11 protein-coding genes are annotated in these 18,126 nt (G+C 73.4%); 7 read left to right on the forward strand and 4 right to left on the reverse strand.

What is annotated here, in order from left to right:
* Positions 1 to 86: 86 nt before the first annotated feature.
* Positions 87 to 788: a GntR family transcriptional regulator gene (locus ACSMXW_RS12930; protein ID WP_485806288.1), complete on the forward strand. Its 702-nt coding sequence runs from the start codon at positions 87 to 89 to the stop codon at positions 786 to 788.
* A 296-nt stretch (positions 789 to 1,084) separates the two neighbouring features.
* Positions 1,085 to 1,885 carry an IclR family transcriptional regulator gene (locus ACSMXW_RS12935; RefSeq protein ID WP_485806290.1) on the forward strand — a complete coding sequence of 267 codons (801 nt, stop codon included), beginning with the start codon at positions 1,085 to 1,087 and terminating at the stop codon, positions 1,883 to 1,885.
* Between the two features lie 54 nt (positions 1,886 to 1,939).
* On the opposite strand, the gene ACSMXW_RS12940 is transcribed toward ACSMXW_RS12935, so the two are convergent.
* A complete protein-coding gene (locus tag ACSMXW_RS12940; RefSeq protein ID WP_485806292.1) occupies positions 1,940 to 3,868 on the reverse strand; it encodes a glycoside hydrolase family 84 protein in 1,929 nt (642 codons plus the stop codon).
* Positions 3,869 to 4,455: 587 nt separating this feature from the next.
* Here ACSMXW_RS12940 and ACSMXW_RS12945 point away from each other — a divergent pair.
* Positions 4,456 to 5,094, forward strand: a complete 639-nt coding sequence (locus ACSMXW_RS12945; RefSeq protein WP_485806294.1) for an HD domain-containing protein — start codon at positions 4,456 to 4,458, stop codon at positions 5,092 to 5,094.
* Positions 5,015 to 5,776 carry a helix-turn-helix domain-containing protein gene (locus ACSMXW_RS12950; protein ID WP_485806296.1) on the forward strand — a complete coding sequence of 254 codons (762 nt, stop codon included), beginning with the start codon at positions 5,015 to 5,017 and terminating at the stop codon, positions 5,774 to 5,776. Before ACSMXW_RS12945 ends, ACSMXW_RS12950 begins: the two co-directional genes overlap by 80 nt.
* Here the strand turns inward: ACSMXW_RS12950 and ACSMXW_RS12955 are convergent.
* Positions 5,718 to 8,141 (reverse strand): SpoIIE family protein phosphatase, encoded by a 2,424-nt coding sequence (locus ACSMXW_RS12955; RefSeq protein WP_485806298.1) that lies wholly within the window; start codon positions 8,139 to 8,141, stop codon positions 5,718 to 5,720. The two genes, ACSMXW_RS12950 and ACSMXW_RS12955, sit on opposite strands and share 59 nt — an antisense overlap.
* A gap of 313 nt (positions 8,142 to 8,454) precedes the next feature.
* On the opposite strand from ACSMXW_RS12955, the gene ACSMXW_RS12960 reads away from it, so the two are divergent.
* Positions 8,455 to 10,677, forward strand: a complete 2,223-nt coding sequence (locus ACSMXW_RS12960; protein WP_485806300.1) for an NADP-dependent isocitrate dehydrogenase — start codon at positions 8,455 to 8,457, stop codon at positions 10,675 to 10,677.
* A 172-nt stretch (positions 10,678 to 10,849) separates the two neighbouring features.
* On the opposite strand, the gene ACSMXW_RS12965 is transcribed toward ACSMXW_RS12960, so the two are convergent.
* Both ACSMXW_RS12965 and ACSMXW_RS12970 read right to left on the reverse strand, forming a co-directional pair.
* Entirely contained in the window at positions 10,850 to 11,902 is a 1,053-nt protein-coding gene (locus ACSMXW_RS12965; protein WP_485806302.1) for an ROK family protein, read from the reverse strand.
* On the reverse strand, positions 11,899 to 13,404 hold the full coding sequence (locus ACSMXW_RS12970; RefSeq protein WP_485806304.1) for an APC family permease: 1,506 nt from the start codon (positions 13,402 to 13,404) through the stop codon (positions 11,899 to 11,901). Before ACSMXW_RS12970 ends, ACSMXW_RS12965 begins: the two co-directional genes overlap by 4 nt.
* Positions 13,405 to 13,636: 232 nt before the next feature.
* Here ACSMXW_RS12970 and ACSMXW_RS12975 point away from each other — a divergent pair, with 232 nt between their 5' ends.
* Together ACSMXW_RS12975 and ACSMXW_RS12980 are read left to right on the forward strand one after the other, a co-directional pair.
* Positions 13,637 to 15,016, forward strand: coding sequence for an ROK family protein (locus ACSMXW_RS12975; RefSeq protein ID WP_485806306.1), 1,380 nt, complete (start codon positions 13,637 to 13,639; stop codon positions 15,014 to 15,016).
* 370 nt (positions 15,017 to 15,386) lie between these two features.
* Positions 15,387 to 18,083, forward strand: a complete 2,697-nt coding sequence (locus ACSMXW_RS12980; RefSeq protein WP_485806308.1) for a glycoside hydrolase family 2 protein — start codon at positions 15,387 to 15,389, stop codon at positions 18,081 to 18,083.
* Positions 18,084 to 18,126: the final 43 nt, after the last annotated feature.

The raw sequence follows: 18,126 nt of genomic DNA on the forward strand, positions 1-18,126 counted from the left end.
CGAAAAAGTCACTGTTATCGTCAGCGCCGGGGGCCGGGGGATAAACTCCCCCGAGTCGAGTGACGGAGCCAGGAAGGCGGCAAGGGGTGGCGGAGAACCGGCTCACCGGTCAGGCGGGACGGCGCGTGGTCAGCACGGCGATCCGAAAGGCGCTGTCGTCGGGGGACATGGTGCCGGGGCAGCGGCTGGTCGAGCAGGAGCTGTCCGAGTCGCTCTCGGTGACCCGCAGCTCGGTGCGCGAGGCGCTCCAGGACCTCGCCGCGGAGGGCCTGGTGGAGCTGGTGCCGCGCCGGGGCGCGCGGGTGCGGGTCATCTCCGTGGAGGAGGCGATCCAGATCACGGAGTGCCGGGCCGCCCTGGAAGGCCTGTGCGCCCGCCGCGCCGCCCAACTGGCCTCGGCGGAGGACCGCGAGGCGCTGCGCACCATAGGCGACCGGATGCGCGAGTCCGTCACACGGGGCGACCTCAGCTCCTACTCGGCCCTCAACCGCCAGCTCCATGCGGCCATCGCGGATATGAGCGGACAAAAGGTGGCAGATGGGCTATTGGAGCGCCTTAAGGGACAAATGGTGCGCTACCAGTTCCGCCTGGCCATGCGCCCCGGCCGCCCCTCGCAGTCCCTCCCCCAGCACCTGGCGATCATCGAGGCGATCGTGACGGGCGACGCCCCCGCGGCGGAGGACGCGATCCGCGCCCACCTGGACAGCGTGATCCAGGAACTGGGCGCCACCCCGGACGCCGGCACCACCGGCGACCCCGAGAACGACCTCCAGACGACTCAGGCCTGACGGCACCGGACGGTGTGCCGCCCGGCCTGCCCCGCCCGCCGCCCGTCGCCCGCCGTCCGCCGCGGCCCCACCCCGGGCGTGGAGAAGCCCGGCACCGGCACCGCGGAAGAGGCCCCGCGGAGCGCGCCCGGCGCCCGGTTTCCATCAGCCCCTCGCGGTTTCCTTTTCGGGCCGCGGGCCGGTGGGGGTTGCTCGCGCAGTTCCCCGCGCCCCTTCGGGGGCGCGGCCCTACCGCCGCGGGCCGCTGCCCCACCGCCGAGGGCGCAGCCCCACCAGGAGGGGGACAATGACGTCCTATGACGAGTGAACCCGCGTTCCAGCCGGTCAAGTCGGCCGATCGCGCGCTGGCCGTTCTGGAGGCGCTCGCCTCCGCGCCGCACCGGCGCAGCCTCAGCGAGCTGAGCAGGGAGCTGAACGTCCCGGTCAGCAGCCTGCACTCGATCCTGCGCACGCTCCAGCGCCGGATGTGGCTGGAGACCGACGCCACCGGCACCCGGTTCGGGATCGGTGTGCAGGCGCTGCTGGTCGGCTCCACGTATGCGCGCACCGACGACGTCGTGGTCCGGGCGGAGCCCGTGCTGGACTGGCTGAGCGAGCAGACCGGCGAGACGGTGCACTACGGCCGCCTGGAGGGCTCGCACGTGGTCCACCTGGCCAAGCGGGAGTCCCGCTACCAGCTGCGGATCTTCTCGGCGGTGGGCCGGCGGATCCCGGCGCACGCCACCGCGCTGGGCAAGGCGGTGCTGGCCGAGTACGCCGACGAGCGGGTCAGGGAGTTGCTCACCTGGCCGCTCGCGACGCTCACGCCGCACACCCGCGTGGCCGCCGACGCGCTGCTCGCGGACCTGGCCGAGGCCCGCAGGCTCGGGTACGCCACCGAGCAGGAGGAGAGCGACACCGGCCTCGGCTGTCTCGCGGTGGCCGTCCCCGACCAGCGGCCGGCCAGGGACGCGGTCTCCCTGGCCGTGCCGACCGCCCGGCTCGGCCCCGAGCGGCTGGCCGAGCTGGCGTCGCTGCTGCTGACGGCGCGGAACACCCTCCGGCAGCGGATCGGCGACCCGTCCGGCACGGAAGGGTTCCTGCGCGGACTCCGGTAGCCGGGGCGGCCGGGTTCCCACGGCCACCCCGGTCCGCGCCGGGTGGTGGTGCGGTCAGGCGCCGAGGTCCGGCGCCTGCCGGAGGAACGTGTCCAGGACGCCGTCGGCCACCTTGACCGGGCCCTGCGGCCGGGTGGTGCCCGGGATGGTGGTGATCGCCGCGGCCTTGCCCGCCAGGTCGGCCGCCTTGGCGAAGTCCGCCTGGCCGCTGCCGCCGAGCAGGGTGGCGCCGAGGCCGTCGAGGGTGGCGTTCAGGGCGTCGCCCCACAGGTCGAGCGCGTCCAGCCAGGGCTTGGTCTCCGCCAGGAACGCGGGGTCGCTCACGCCGGCCCGGATCTGCTCGGGCGCGTCCGCGAGCAGATGGGCGTAGGAGCGGAGGGTGAGCAGCGCGGCGGCGCGGCGGGCCGGGGAGCCGCTGCTCCAGGCGGTCCTGAAGGCGTCCAGTTCGGCCGCGAGCGCGGGTGCCTGCGGCTGCCAGTTCTCCGTGCCGAAGGTGGGTGCGAGGTGCTCGGTGTCGAAGAACGCGAGCAGGGCCCGGGTGGTGGCCTTGTCGCCGCCGGCCAGGTAGCCGGCCGCCGCCCGCCAGGTGCGGGCCGGGTCGTAGGCCTCGTCGTTCCAGGCGAAGGACGCGCCGCCGAAGAGGGCGACCTTGCTCGCCGCGGCCTGGTTCATGGGATTGAGCACGATGCCGCTGAGCTCGTCGTGCAGTCCGGCCTCGCGCTTGTCGTAGGGGGCCATGAGGAGGCGTCCGGTGGTCTGCCCGTAGTCGTTGACGGGGTAGTTGTCCCAGAGGAACACCTTGCGGCCCCAGACCTCGGAGGCGGCACGGGCGTCCGTGACGCTGACGGACGGCGGCACCACGGCCGTCCCGGTCCACTGCACGACGATCTTCGGGTCCAGTTGCTCGCGCAGGACGCTCTTGTAGGCGGAGTCGGCCGTGTCGGAGTACTCGGTGGGCACCATCTGGAGCGGCTTGGTGCCGGCGTGGGTGTCGACGAAGTCGTGCTGCACGGTGTTGAGCAGGTCGGCCTGTGCCTGTCCCGCGCTGCCGCGGCCCGGGGCGCCGTACTTGTCCTGGTCGCCGGCGCAGTTCCACTTGGTGTAGCTGATGTCGTCCAGCGCCACGTAGAAGCTGCGGGCGCCCTGGTCGTAGAGGCTGCCGAGCTTCTTCTCCAGGGCGGCGACGTCGTCCGGGTCGCTGTAGCAGATGGACAGGCCCGGGGAGACGGCGTACGTGAAGTCCACGTGGTGGGCGGTGGCCTGGTCGATCAGCTCGTGCAGGTCGGCGAGCTTGTCGGCGGGGTAGGGCTCGCGCCAGTTCTCCCGCAGGTAGGTGTCGTCCTTCGGCGTGTAGATGTAGGTGTTGGCCTTGATGTCGCCGTAGAACGCGAGCTGGTCGAGCCGGTCGGTGTGCGACCAGGGGGCGCCGTAGAAGCCCTCGATGCTGCCGCGCAGCGGCATGCTCGGGTAGTCGGTGACGGTGACGGCGGCGATGGTGCCCCGGCCGGTGAGCTGACGGAACGTCTGGGCGGCGTAGTAGGTGCCGTCGCCGTCGTTGCCGGCGAGCACGACGGTGCCCCCGTCGCCCGCCGCCCGGGACGCGAGGGAGTAGCCCTCCGCGACGAGGTCGCCGGGCACCGTACCGCCCGCGGCGCGCAGGGCGTCGGACACGGCCCGGTCGGTGATGGCGCCGACCACGACCGTGAGCGCCGCCCGGGGCGCGCCGGCCGCGGCGCCGGTGGCGGTGGCCTGGTCGATGTGGCGGGCCCCGGCGGCGGTCAGCGCCTTCTTGAGCACGTCGACGCTCGGGCCGTCCACGCCCTCGCCGGTCAGCAGCCGGACCCGGTCCGGCACGCGCAGGGCCCGGCCCGCGGACGCCATGTGCTGGGGGGTCGGGGTGACGACGGGCAGGGCGCCCGGCGCGACGGTGCCGGACTCGGCTCCCACGGATCCGGCCGCGCCGGCCGGCACGGCCGTGACCATGCCGACGGTCAGGGCGACGGCACCGAGAAGAGCGAGACGGGACGGGCGACTTCGGAATCTGCAGGGCACAGCACCTCCAGGGTTGGTGGCCACCACACGACGCGGATGAGGATGTGGTCTAAACCACCACCCCCCGGCTGTCACTGTCAAGATCCCCTCACGCCTGCTCCCCGGCACCGAGCCCTGTGGGCACCTCCGATGGGGCACCTCCGGGGGCGTCTCTGGGGGCGGCTCCCCGGGTCTCCGGGGGGCCTCCTGGGGTTCGCCGGACGCCCTGGAGAGACGGGCGCGGACGCGGGTCCACTGCGATCCGACACGTCTCCCGTTCATCCCACATGTTCGGTGCAGAACGGAACAAAGGCATTACCGTTCGCATAACCCAAGCAGCGTCCGTCGGCAGCCGGAACACAGAGCGTCCCGCTCATGAGCACCTCGTCGAGCACCCGTATCCAGCCGCCCGCCGCGGGCCGCGGCCCGGCGCATGTCCGTCCAGGTGGGATTCCTGGCCGTTCGAGCACGGCGGCCGGGCGGGCGCGCCGGTGATTCTGAGGGGGCAGTCCCGACCGACACTTCGATGGGAGCCGATCATGTCCGAGGAGATCGCGGGAGTCGCCGTCCCCGACAGCCGAATCGCCGCCGAGGCGACCGAGCTGGTGCGGGAGTCCACCACCCCGCTCCTCTTCCACCACTCACGCCGGGTGTTCCTCTGGGGCAGCCTCCAGGCCCGTGCCCTCGGCATCCAGCCGGACCCGGAGCTGCTGTACATCGCGGCGCTCTTCCACGACACGGGACTGGTGCCCGCCTACCGCAGCCAGGACCAGCGGTTCGAGCTGGACGGTGCCGACCAGGCGCGCGCCTTCATGCTCTCGCACGGGTACTCGTCCTCGGACGCCGATGTGGTGTGGACGGCGATCGCCCTGCACACCACGCCCGAGGTGCCCTACAAGATGGCCCCGGAGATCGCCGCGACGACCGCCGGCGTGGAGACCGACGTCCTCGGCATGCGGCTGGGCAACCTGACGAAGGAGGAGATCGAGTCCGTCACCGCGGTGCATCCCCGGCCGGACTTCAAGCGGCAGATCCTCCAGGCGTTCAAGGAGGGCTTCGACTACCGCCCGGACACGACGTTCGGCACCGTCAACGCCGATGTGCTGGAGCACTTCGTGCCCGGCTTCCGGCACATCGACTTCGTGGACGTCATCCAGAACTCCGCCTGGCCCGAGTGAGGGCGAGTGGGCGGAGGGCGCCTGTCGGGAACTCGGCACGACCCCCGCGAAGTTCGTCGGACCGGTCCGCTCCGACATCGCCAAGGCGCTGCTCGACGCCGGGCACAGCGTGACCCGGGCGGCCCGGATGACCGGATACGGCACGCCCGGGTCGCTGCGCAGGTCCTTCATCGCCCACCTGTCGATCTCGCCGCCGCGGTACCGGCGGCGGTTCGCCGGCACGACGGGACAGGCCGGGCGGGACGACGCTGAGGAGGCCGACGGGACCGAGGAGGCTGAGGGGGCCGACAGGAGCGAGGAGGCTGAGGGGGCCGCGGTGGGCCGACGGCGGGCACGGTGGGGCCAGTGGGGCCCGATGGGCCGGCGGAGCTGGTGGGGTCGATGGGGCCGGCGGGACCGGGGACCGGGGGGCCGGGGTTGCGGGACCGCGTTGCGGGGCGGCGACCGGGCCCCGCCCGCCCGACACTCCCCCTCGGAACGGCGACGACGTGACGCTCTCGCCGGGGATTCTCGCGCCCACGCGGCGGAGCCGCACACCATGCCGCAGCCCCGCGCCCCTGAGGTGGGCCGGGGCCGGCCCACCTCAGGGCCGGCGGGTCGGCTCAGGGCTCCGGCGGGTCGGCTCAGGGCTCCGGCGTCATCAGGGCGCCGCCGTCGTCGAGGGCCTGCTCGGCCCAGATGATCTTGCCGTGTTCGGTGTACCGGGTACCCCACCGCCGGCTCACCTGGGCCGTCAGGAAGAGCCCGCGGCCGTCCTCGTCGCCGGCGCGGGCGTGCCGCATGCGGGGCGCCGCGGGGCTGCCGTCGGCGACCTCGCAGGTCAGCGTCTGGTCCCGGAGCAGCCGCAGCTGAATGGGGCCCTCCGCGTGCCGGATGGCGTTGGTGACCAGCTCACTGGCGACGAGCTGGGACGGGAACACCATGTGCGCCAGCTCCCAGGACACGAGCTGCCGCTCCACGAGGGACCGGGCGGTGGCCACCACCGCCGGATCGCTCGGCAGGTCCCACGCGGCGACCTGGTCCTCGTCGAAGACATGCGTACGGGCCAGCAGCAGCACCGCGTTCGACCGGGGCGCGCCGTTCAGCAGCGCGTCGGCGGTGGTCCTGGAGGCCTGCTCCACGGGCGCGCCGTCGGCGGCCGCGAGGCGGTCGGTCAGGGTCTGAAGGGGGGTCTGGCTCCGCTCGTGGCCGTCTCCCGAGAGCAGTCCGGGGGTGTACAGGGCGATGGTGCTCTGGGCCGGCAGGTCGGTGTCGGCGGTGCCGAACGGGCTGTCGCCGGTGCCCAGGGCCACCCCGGAGGGCAGGTCGGCCGGCTCGACGGTGCCGTCGGGGTAGGCGATCAGCGGCGCGGGGTGGCCGGCGCTGGCCACGCTGAGGTGGCCGGTCGTCGGGTCGTACACCACATAAGCGCAGGTGGCGCCGGCCACCCCGCCGGGCGCGGGGCTGCCTTTCGGCGTCTCGGCGCGCTCCCGGCTGATGTGGGTGACGAGGTCGTCGAGCCGGGCCAGCACCTCGTCGGGGCCGAGGTCCAGCTCGGCGAGGGTGTGGATGGCGGCACGCAGCCGGCCCATCGCCGCGGAGGCGAGCACCCCGCCGCCGACGACGGTGCCCACCACGAGGGCCAGCCGCGCCCCGGGCAGCGGAATCGCGTCGAACCAGTCGCCGCCGGTGCCCTCGGCCACGCTGTTGTGCGCGATCTCCATGGCGCTCTGCTGGGGGAAGCGGGAGGGCAGCAGCTCGCGGCGGACCGCGCGGGCGAGGGCGTGCTCGCGGGTGAAGCGGCGTGCGTTGTCGATGCAGACGGCGGCACGGGAACTCACCTCGCGCGCGGTGACGAGGTCGTCCTCCTCGAAGGTGCGCGCGGTCCCGAACCGGTAGAACGAGGCGAGCCCCAGCGTCGTCCCGCGCGCCCGCAGCGGGACGACCAGTGCGAACAGGCCGTGTCCGGTGTCCTCGAAGTCCGCGATCAGCCGGCGCCCGGAGGGCTCGGGCTCGCTCACCTGGAACAGCATGGGTTCCCGCCTCTTCAGGCACTCCTGGAACGCGGGCGGAAAGGGGAAGGTGGTGCCGACGTCCACCAGCGGGTCGCCGGCGGAGGCGGCGAGCACCGGGTTGACGGCGACGCCGGCCCTGCGGAGCGCCGGGCGCGAGACGCCCTCGGGCTCGTCGCCGCGCAGCACCGGGTCGACCACGTCCGCCACCGCGGCGTCGCAGAAGCCGGGCACCACCACGTCGGTCAGCTCCTGGGCGGTGCGCATGATGTCGAGGGTGGTGCCGATGGCGCCGCCGGCCTCGGCGAGCAGGGCGAAGCGCTGCTCGGTCCGGCGGCGCGCCGTGATGTCCACGGTGGTGTCGGCGACGCCCACCACGCGCCCCGCGGTGTCCTGGAGCCGGAAGGCGGAGGTGGCGAAGTGGTGCTCGTTGTCCGGGTCGCCCGGCGGGTAGCCGTGCACGTGGAAGCCGACGACGGGGATGCCGGTGTCCCGGACCTTGGCGAGCATCGCCTCCTTCTCGTCGAAGTTGGACTCCGGCCACACCTCGTGCGGCCGCATCCCCAGGGACTCGGAGGTGAAGATGTCCTGCATCCCCTCGGCCGCGGCGTTGTAGCGGCGCAGCCGCAGGTCGGCGTCGAAGACGCACAGCCCGATCGGGGACTGGGTGAAGAGGGTCTCCAGCGTCGCGCTGTCCATGGCCTGGCCCATCGGGGTCACGGGGCTCAGCACCAGGTGCCAGCGCGGCGCGCCGCCCGGCGCGGGCTCGGCGGGCCGGACCCGCAAGGAGCACGCCTCCACATGACCATCCTTGCGGCGGACGCGCAGCGGCGCCCCGACCGCCTCCTCGCCGTCCGCCGCCACCAGGTCGGCGAGCAGGCTGACGGCGGGGCGGCCGACCACCTCGGGCCCCTGGTAGCCGAAGAGCCGCTCGGCCTCAGGGCTCCATGCGGCCACGGTGCCGTGCGCATCGACGGTGACCCCCGCTTCGGGCCCGGATGGGGCCGGTCCGCGGCGGTTCTCCTCATGCGTGGTGAAGGGGTCACCCACAGGCATCAATCCCCCTATAGCCTCCTTCTCCAGCATGTCACGGTATGAGTTGTTTCAAGATGTTCTCCAGTGGTCCCCGAACGGCCTCCCGCGGCCCTCGGACGGCCTCCCCGCGGCGCACGGGCGTGGCGCAGGGCGGCCGGAGGGGCCCTCCACGGGCCCGGGCCGACGGAACCGGAACCGGGCGGCGGGACCGGAACCGGGCGGCGGGACCGGAACCGGGCGGCGGGACCCTGTCGAGCGCGGCGGCCGGACGAGATATCTTGATGTCAAGCAATGTTGCAGACGCAGAAGACGCAGACGCGGAGCGGAGCACCCGGTGACAGACTCGACCATCATCTACACGCACACCGACGAGGCACCGGCCCTGGCGACGTATTCCTTCCTGCCGGTGATCGAGGCCTACGCCTCCACCGCCGGCGTCGCCGTGGAGAGCCGGGACATTTCCCTCGCGGGCCGGATCATAGCCAGCTTCCCCGAGTGGCTTCGGGAGGACCAGCGCATCGACGACGCCCTCGCCGAGCTGGGTGAGCTGGCCCGGACGCCCGGCGCGAACATCATCAAGCTGCCGAACATCTCGGCGTCGATCCCGCAGCTGAAGGCCGCCGTCGCGGAGCTCCAGCAGCAGGGCTACGCGCTGCCGCCGTACCCGGACGAGCCGAAGACCGACGAGGAGCGGGACATCCGCGCCCGCTACGACAAGGTCAAGGGCAGCGCCGTCAACCCGGTGCTGCGCGAGGGCAACTCCGACCGCCGGGCGCCCGCCTCGGTGAAGAACTACGCCAGGAACCACCCGCACCGCATGGGCGCCTGGTCCGGCGACTCGAAGACCAACGTCGCGCACATGACCGCCGACGACTTCCGCTCCACCGAGAAGTCCGCCGTCATCGCCGCGGACGGCGCCCTGCGCATCGAGCTGTCCGGGGACGACGGCAGCACCACGGTGCTCCGCGAGTCGGTGCCGGTGCTCGCGGGCGAGGTCGTGGACGCCTCCGTGATGCGCGTCGCGGCGCTGCGCGAGTTCCTCACCGCGCAGGTCGCCCGCGCCAAGGCCGAGGACGTGCTGTTCTCGGTGCACCTCAAGGCGACCATGATGAAGGTCTCCGACCCGATCATCTTCGGCCATGTGGTGCGCGCGTTCTTCCCGAGGACGTTCGCGGAGCACGGGCAGACGCTCGCCGCCGCGGGCCTCACGCCGAACGACGGCCTCGGCGGCATCCTCAAGGGCCTGGACGGGCTCCCCGAGGGCGCGAAGATCAAGGAGTCCTTCGAGGCGGAGCTCGCCGAGGGCCCCGCGCTGGCGATGGTCGACTCCGACCGCGGCATCACCAACCTGCACGTGCCGAGCGATGTGATCGTGGACGCCTCGATGCCCGCCATGATCCGCACCTCCGGCCACATGTGGGGCCCGGACGGCCAGGAGGCGGACACCCTCGCGGTGCTCCCGGACAGCAGCTACGCCGGCATCTACCAGGTCGTCATCGACGACTGCCGCGCCCATGGCGCGTTCGACCCGGCCACCATGGGCTCGGTGCCGAACGTCGGCCTGATGGCGCAGAAGGCCGAGGAGTACGGCAGCCACGACAAGACCTTCGAGATCCCCACCACCGGCACGGTGCGGGTGCTCGACGGCAGCGGCGCCGTGATCCTGGAGCAGACGGTGAGCGCCGGCGACATCTTCCGGATGTGCCAGACGAAGGACGTGCCGATCCGGGACTGGGTCAAGCTCGCCGTCACCCGCGCCCGGGCCACCGGCGACCCGGCGGTCTTCTGGCTGGACGAGGGCCGGGCGCACGACGCCAACCTCATCGAGAAGGTCAGGGCGTACCTGCCCGAGCACGACACCGAGGGCCTGCAGATCGAGATCATGTCGCCGGTCGACGCGATCGCGTTCTCGCTGGAGCGGATCAGGCGCGGCGAGAACACCATCTCCGTCACCGGCAACGTGCTGCGTGACTACCTGACCGACCTCTTCCCGATCCTGGAGCTGGGCACCAGCGCCAAGATGCTCTCGGTGGTGCCGCTCATCAACGGCGGCGGGCTCTTCGAGACCGGCGCGGGCGGCTCCGCGCCGAAGCACGTGCAGCAGCTGGTGAAGGAGAACTACCTGCGCTGGGACAGCCTCGGCGAGTTCCTCGCGCTCGCGGTCAGCTTCGAGCACCTGGCGCAGAAGACGGGCAACGCCCGGGCGCAGATCCTGGCGGACACCCTGGACCGCGCCACGGCCACGTTCCTCAACGAGAACAAGTCCCCCACCCGGCGCGTCGGCGGCATCGACAACCGCGGCAGCCACTTCTACCTGGCGCTCTACTGGGCCCAGGAGCTGTCGCGGCAGACGGACGACACCCGGCTCGCCGAGGCGTTCGCCCCGCTCGCCAAGACGCTGACGGAGCAGGAGGCCACCATCGTGGAGGAACTGCTCGCGGCGCAGGGTTCGCCGGCGGACATCGGCGGCTACTACCAGCCGGACCCGGCGAAGGCGTCGGCGGTCATGCGCCCCTCCAAGACCTTCAACCAGGCCCTGGCGTCCCTGACGTCCTGACAACATGCCGCGGAGTCCGGGGCCGACGCAGGGCCCCGGAGCCGCGGCCGGACACGAACGCCCGGCCCCGGACGCACCGTCCGGGGCCGGGCGTCGCCGGGCGCGGGGACCACCGGGGTGCGGCGAGTGAGTCCACACGTCGCCGGGACGGCGGCACCGCGTCCCGGGCGCGCTACGCCGTGCCGTCCGCCGACGGCACGGGCAGGTCCCGCGTGTCCAGGGTGTCCCGCGTGTCCAGGGTGTCCAGGATCAGGGCGAGCGCGCCGTGCAGGGCGGTGTCGTGGGGGAAGGCGCTGGGGACCAGTTCCGGGGGGAACGGGGCCGCCTCGCGCAGGCGGGCCATCAGGGGCGGGAAGATCCGGTCGGCCGAGCGCATCATGCCGCCGCCCACGGCGATCCGCTGCGGGTCCAGCACGGTCGCGAGGTTGGCCACGTGCACCGCGAGGTGGTCCAGGGCGTCGTCCACCAGGGCCCGGACCCGGGGCTCGGTGGAGCCGAAGAGGTCCGCCGCGGTCGGGCTGCCGCCGAGCAGTTCGGCGCCCCGGTGGGCCAGGCCCATGCCGGAGAAGTACTCCTCCAGCGGCGCCCGGTCCGAGGCGGCGCCGGCCGTGTCGCCGGGGCCGCGCAGCAGGTAGCCGATCTCGCCGGCGGCGTTGTGCGCGCCGCCGAGCACCCGGCCGCCCACGACCAGCGCGGCCGCCAGCCCCGTACCGAGGTTGAGGTAGATGCCGGGGTCCACGCCGCGCAACGCGCCCCAGCGGGCCTCGGCGAGCCCGGCCGCCTTGACGTCGTTGTCGGCGGCGACCTCCGCCAGGCCCAGGTGCTCGCGGACCAGCGCGGGCAGCGACAGCTCGCCCCAGCCGGGGATGTTGGGCGCCATGAGCACCCGGTCCTCGTGGACGACCCCGGGGCTCGCGACGCCCGCTCCCAGGCAGCGGCCCCCGGTCTCGGCCGACGTCTCCGCGGCGAGCCGCTCCGCCGTGCGCAACGCGCGCTCGACCGTCTGCCGGGCGCCGCGGGAGGCGTCCGTGTCGATCCTGGTCCGCCGCAGCAGGCGCCCGTCACGCGTGGCGGTGGCGACGGCCACCTTGGTGCCGCCGACGTCGATACCGAGGACGAAATCCACCCGGTCCGCGCCGTCACCGCGGCCGGTCCCCGGCAGGCCGCCCGCAGCGGCGGCAGCGGCATCGGCGGCCGTCCCGGGCGGCGGCGGAACGCGGGTCACACGGTCTCCTGGGGGTCGGGCAGCCCGGCGGGGGTGGCGGTGGCGGGCGTGGTCAGGAAGTTCTCGTTGATCTCCTTCGGGCCGAACGGCCACACCTTCTCGACCCGGGCCCACACCAGGAACGCGATCACGCCGAGGGCCACCCAGGCCAGCGACCACTCGATGGGGTGCAGGCCGGGGTTGTTCTTGTCGGCGAAGACGTACACGCTCAGCCAGCCCGCGAGCGCGACCACGCTCGGCAGCGGATAGAGCCACATCCGGTACGGCCGCTTCAGCCCCGGCTGCCGCCTGCGCAGCACCGTGACGGCGGCGACCTGGGCGAAGGACTGGACGATCACCATGACGGTGGTCAGCAGCGTGATCAGCACGGTCAGCGGCGGCGTCTTCGCCGAGGTGCCGAGGTGGCGGCTGACCAGGAAGGCCAGGGCGGTGATCACGACCATGGTGACCAGGCTCAGCACCGGGAACCGGTGCTTGGGGTGGAGCCGGCCGAACTGCCGGAAGAAGACCTTGTCCCGCGCCGCGTCGTACGGCACCCGGGAGCCGCCGAGCAGTCCGGCGAAGACCGAGGTGAAGGCGGTGATGAGGATCAGGCCGGTGATGACGTCGGCGGTGGTCCTGCCCCACGCCTTCTCCAGCACCACGGCCGCGACCGACCGCGACGCCGGGTTGTCCGGGTCGATCATGTCCTTCCAGTTGACCACCCCGAGCGTGCCGATCTGCATCAGCAGGTAGATCGCCATCACGCCGACGATCGCGTAGATGATGGACCGGGGCAGCACCCGACCGGGGTTCTTGACCTCGGCGCCCAGGTACGCGGTGGTGTTGTAGCCCAGGTAGTCGTAGATGCCGATGGTCAGGCCCGCGGCGAAGCCCAGCCAGAACTTGGAGCTGCCGAGCTCGAAGGCGCCCGCCGGGTAGGTGAAGGCGTCATGGGCGTGGAAGTGGGTGAAGGACGCGATGATCACACACGCCACGCTGACGATCATGATCACCCACAGCACCGTGGCGAGCCGGCCGATGGACTCGATCCGCCGCCACAGCAGCACCACGACCACCAAGCACATCGCCAGTCCCACCAGATCGCCCTGGCCGCTGCTCATGGAGGGCCAGAGGTAGGTGAGGTACTGCACGAAACCGGCCACACCGGTGGACATGATCAGCGGGATGAAGAGCATGGCGGTCCAGGTGAACAGGAACGGCATCAGCCGGCCCGTGCGGTACTGGAACGCCTCGCGGAGGTAGATGTACGAGCCGCCGGCTCCGGGCATCGCGGCTCCCAGCTCGGCCCAGATCAGCCCGTCGGCCAGCGCCAGGACCGCCCCCGCGACCCAGCCGATCACCGCCTGGGGGCCGCCGAAGGCCATCACCATCGCCGGGATGGTGATGAAGGGACCGACGCCGACCATCTGGCTCATATTGATGGCACTCGCCTGGAACTGGCCGATCCGGCGTATGAACCCGGGATCGGCCGGCGCGGGCTTCCGCTCCGTGTCGGCCATCAGGGCCACCTCCTCTGGCTGCCGCGGGGACGTCGTCGTCAGGAAAGCGTCAGGATGACCAGATCAAGTTAGGCTCCTTAACAAAAAGTCGTCAACCGTCCGGCTGGGATTCACCGCGGCCGGCGGGCCCCGGGGCGCCGTCTCGTAACCTGGTCGTCATACGCGGGGCACGCGCAGGGGACACACGCACCAGAGCCACGCGCCGGGGACGGCGGCCGGGATCAGGGAGACGATGCTGAACGGTTCGACCGGGGACGACGGGACCGCCGCCGCCCCACGCCCCACCGAGCCCGGCCCACGCCCCGCCGAGCGGACGGCACACCCCACCGGGCGGGCGCCGGGCGCCCCCGGGCGCTCCCCTGATGCCGCGGGCCGGCCGTCGGACACCGCCGGGCGGCCGTGGAACCGCGGCGTGCTGCGCAGCATCAACGAGCGCACCCTCCTGGAGGCGTTGCGCGCCGCCGGCACCACCTCGCGGGCCGAGCTGGCCCGCGCCACCGGCCTGTCTAAGCCCACCGTCTCCACCGCGCTGGCCAGCCTGGAGCGGGCCGGCCTGGTGCGCCGCACCGGCGAGGTCGCGCGCGGCCGGGGGCGCGGCCGGGCCGCCGTGCTCTACGAGGCGGACCCGGAGGCCGGCTTCGTGCTGGGCGTGGACGTCGGCCGCCGCTGGCTGCGCGCCGCCGCCGCGGACCTGGACGGCCGGGTGGTCGGCCGCCGGGACGCGCCCAACACCGCCCGCACCGCCGGCGCGATGGTGCGGGACGCCGCCCGGCTGGCCCGTGCGGTCGCCGCGGAGTCCGGCCTCGTCTGGTCGCAGGTGGTGCACACGGTCGTCGGCAGCCCGGGGGTCACCGACCCGGGCACGCACCGGGTGCGCTACGCGGTCAACCTCCCCGGCTGGGGGCGCAGCGGGCTCGTCGAGCGGCTCAGCGCCGAGCTGGGCACCGGCCTCGACGTGATGAACGACGCCAATCTGGCCGCGCTCGGCGAGTACGCGCTCGGCGCCGGGCAGGGCGCCCGGCTCTTCGCCTACCTGTGGGTCGGCACCGGACTCGGGGCGGGCATCGTCAGCGACGGCAGGCTGTTCCGGGGACGGCACGGGGCGGCGGGTGAGCTCGCCTACCTGCCGCTGTTTCCGTTGCCGGACGGGGCGGAGCCAGAGCCGCCGGTGGGCGGGCACTCCCCCGGTTCCGTGCCGCGCGGGCCGATGGAGGACGCGGTCAGCGCGGACGCGGTGGTGCGGCTCGCCCGTGCGATGGGCATGCCGGCCGGCACCACGCGCACCGCCAAGGACGTGTTCGCCGCGGCCCGGGCCGGCGACGCCGTCGCCAGGTCCGTCGTCGAGCGGGAGGCGGCGCGCCTAGCGCACGCGGTGGCGGCGCTGTCCGCGGTGCTCGATCCGGAGCTGGTGGTGCTGGGGGGCGGCGTCGGGCGGAACGGGGACCTGCTGCTCGGGCCGTTGCGGAGGACGTTGCACTCGCTGACGCCGCTGCGGCCTCGCGTGGTGTCGTCCACGCTCGGGGACGACGCGGTGCTGCTCGGGGCCGTGGCGATGGCGGCGGAGGCGGCCCGCGAACGCGTCTTCGACACCCGGAACGGCTCCGGGACCTGACGTGGGCTCCGCCCCCCGGCGGAACCGGTGGCGGGCGTACGCAGAACGCGCGACGAGGCGACGAGGCGACGAGGCGACGAACGACTGTTCGTCGCCTTGCGTCACCGGCTCAGGGACCGGGGAGGTCCCACCCACCCGGGTCAGGGCACCGCACCCCCGACAGGGTGCCGACGTGCCGTCAATCGTTTGCTCGCGAGGCGCTCTTGACTTAGTTAGGGAGCTTTCCTGAATCATGGGTGGGGCCCCGGAGCGGGGTCGTCGCGTTGCCGTCCACCCCGAGCCGGAGGCAGGCATGCCTGGTTTGCGTTCCCTTCTCAGTCGCAGTGCACGCCCGCCGAGAGGCCGGCGCCGGGCCCCGGCGGTTGCCGCCGTGCTGGTCGCGGCGCTGTTGCCGGTCGGCATCGGCGGTGGCGTCTCGGGGGCCGCGGCCCAGGCACCGCCGCCGCCCGTCACCACCCCACCGTTCCACATCACGCCGTCCGGCGGCCCGGGCACGGCGAGTGCCATCCGCTCCTGGCAGGTGCAGTCGAGCGCCGTCACCGGCGGGGCGGACGGCGCGGCCCTCTCCCGCACCGGCTACGACACCGGCGGCTGGTACGTGGCGCCCGCGCGGTCCACCGTGGTGGCCGCGATGCTCGCCGACGGGCTGTACCCGGACGTCTTCCGCTCGAAGAACCTGAGCGCGATCGATCCCGCGATGTTCCAGGTGCCGTGGTGGTACCGCAGCACCTTCACCGTGCAGGGCGGCGGGCGCACGGTGTTGCGCGCGGACGGGATCATCCCGGGCGCCGACGTCTGGGTGAACGGCAGGAAGGTCGCCTCCCGCGGCACCGTCCAGGGCGCCTACACCGTCAACGACATCGACATCACCGCCGACGTGCACCCGGGCGAGAACGCCGTCGCCTTCGAGGTGCCGCCCACCGACCCCGACAAGGACCTCACCCTCGGCTGGGTGGACTGGAACCAGGCGCCGCCCGACAACAACATGGGCATCTGGCGCGACGTCGAGATCCTGCGCACGGGCGGGGTGCGGCTGAGCAACGCGCGGGTCACGCCCGACCTCGACGTGCCCTCGCTGGACCGCGCCGACCTCACCGTCGCCGTCGACGCGCACAACGCCGGGTCCGAGCCAGCCACCGTGCGGATCACGGGGGCCGTCAGCGGGCACGGCGCGTCCGTGCCGCTGAGCCGGAGCGTCGAGCTGGCCGCGGGCCAGACGAAGACGGTCACCTTCTCCCCCGAGGACACCCCGGGTCTCGCCCTGCGCCACCCGGCCGTGTGGTGGCCGGTCGGCGAGGGTGCCCACCCGCTGTACGACCTGGAGCTGACCGCCGAGCAGGGCGGCGCGGTCACCGACCGGGCCGCCACGAGCTTCGGCGTGCGCAGTGTCACCAGTTCCGTGGCGCCGGGCGGCGGGCGGCAGTTCGTCGTCAACGGCCGCAAGGTGCAGCTGCGCGGCGGCGGTTGGGCGCCGGACATGTTCCTGAGGGACGACCAGCGGCGCACCGCGGACGAGCTGGGTTACGTGGCCGACCTCGGCCTGAACACCGTCCGGCTGGAGGGGAAGCTGGAGAACCCGGAGTTCTACGACCTGGCGGACCGCGCCGGGATCATGGTGCTGCCCGGCTGGGAGTGCTGTGACAAGTGGGAGGCGTGGGCCGGCACCGGCGGCGAGCCGTGGACGGCCGAGGACCACGCGGTGGCCGCGCGCTCGGCGGCCGACGAGGCGGTGCTGCTGCACAACCACCCGTCGGTGGTGGCCTTCCTGATCGGCAGCGACAACGCCCCGCCCGCCGACATCGCCAAGGCGTACACCGACGCGCTGACCGGCGCGGGCTGGTCCGTGCCGATCGTCTCCGCCGCCTCCGACCAGAGCACCGAGCCCACCGGTGACTCCGGCATGAAGATGAACGGCCCCTACGCGTACGTCCCGCCGAACTACTGGTACTCCACCCGCGACGACCAGGGCGGCGCGATCGGCTTCGACTCGGAGACCAGCGCGGGCGAGGCCATCCCGCGGCTGCCCACCCTCCAGGCGATGCTGACGCCCGAGGAGCAGCGGCAGCTCTGGCAGGAGCCGAAGACACCGCAGTACCACGCGGGCCGCACCGGCTCGCAGTTCTCCGACCTGTCGATCTTCGACAACGCCCTGTCGCACCGCTACGGGCCGCCGACCGGCCTCACCGACTACGTGCGCAAGGCGCAGCTCGCGAACTACGAGGCGACCCGGGCGCAGTTCGAGGCGTTCGGCAGCCGCGCGGACGCGGACCGGCCGGCCACCGGCGTCATCTACTGGATGCTCAACAACGCCTGGCCCAGCCTGCACTGGCACCTCTTCGACTACGACCTGGACCAGGCGGGCGGCTATTTCGGTGCGAAGAAGGCGGGCGAGCCGGTGCACGTCCAGTACGCGTACGACACCTCGGCGGTGCAGGTCGTCAACCACACCCCGGACGCGACCGGTGCCCTGACCGCGCGGGTCCGGGTGCGGGACCTGGACGGCACGGTGCGGCTGGACCGGAAGGCTCCGGTCGGCCCGGTGCCGGGCGGGCACACCGCGACCGCCCTCACCCTGAAGCCGCCGGCCGGCCTGACCACCGCGTACTTCGTGGAGCTGACCCTGAGCGACGCGCAGGGCCACGAGGTCAGCCGCAACGTCTACTGGAACTCCACCCACCCGGACGTCCTCGACGACGCCAACACCACCTGGTACTACACGCCCGAGAGCGAGTACGCCGACCTGACGGCCCTGCAGAAGCTGGCGGACGCGGACGTCACGGCCGCCGTGGACTCCGGCACGGCGGGCGGCCGGACGACGACCCGGGTGACCCTGCGCAACACCGGCACGGTGCCCGCGGTCGGGCTGCACACCAGCGTGGTCGGCGCCCGGCACGGGGCCGCGGTGGCGCCGGTGTCGTGGAGCGACGACGACATCACCCTCTTCCCCGGCCAGCGGATCACGCTGACGGCCACCTACCGCACCGGGGACCTGGGCGGTGACACCCCGGCGGTGGAGCTGTCCGGCTTCAATGTGCGGCAGGGGGTGGTGGCGGCCGGGCGGGGCTGAGCCCCGCCCGTGGCCGGAGCGGACGTTGCCGGGTGCCCGCGCC

The sequence above is a fragment of the Streptomyces sp. DSM 116793 genome, from assembly GCF_057320905.1.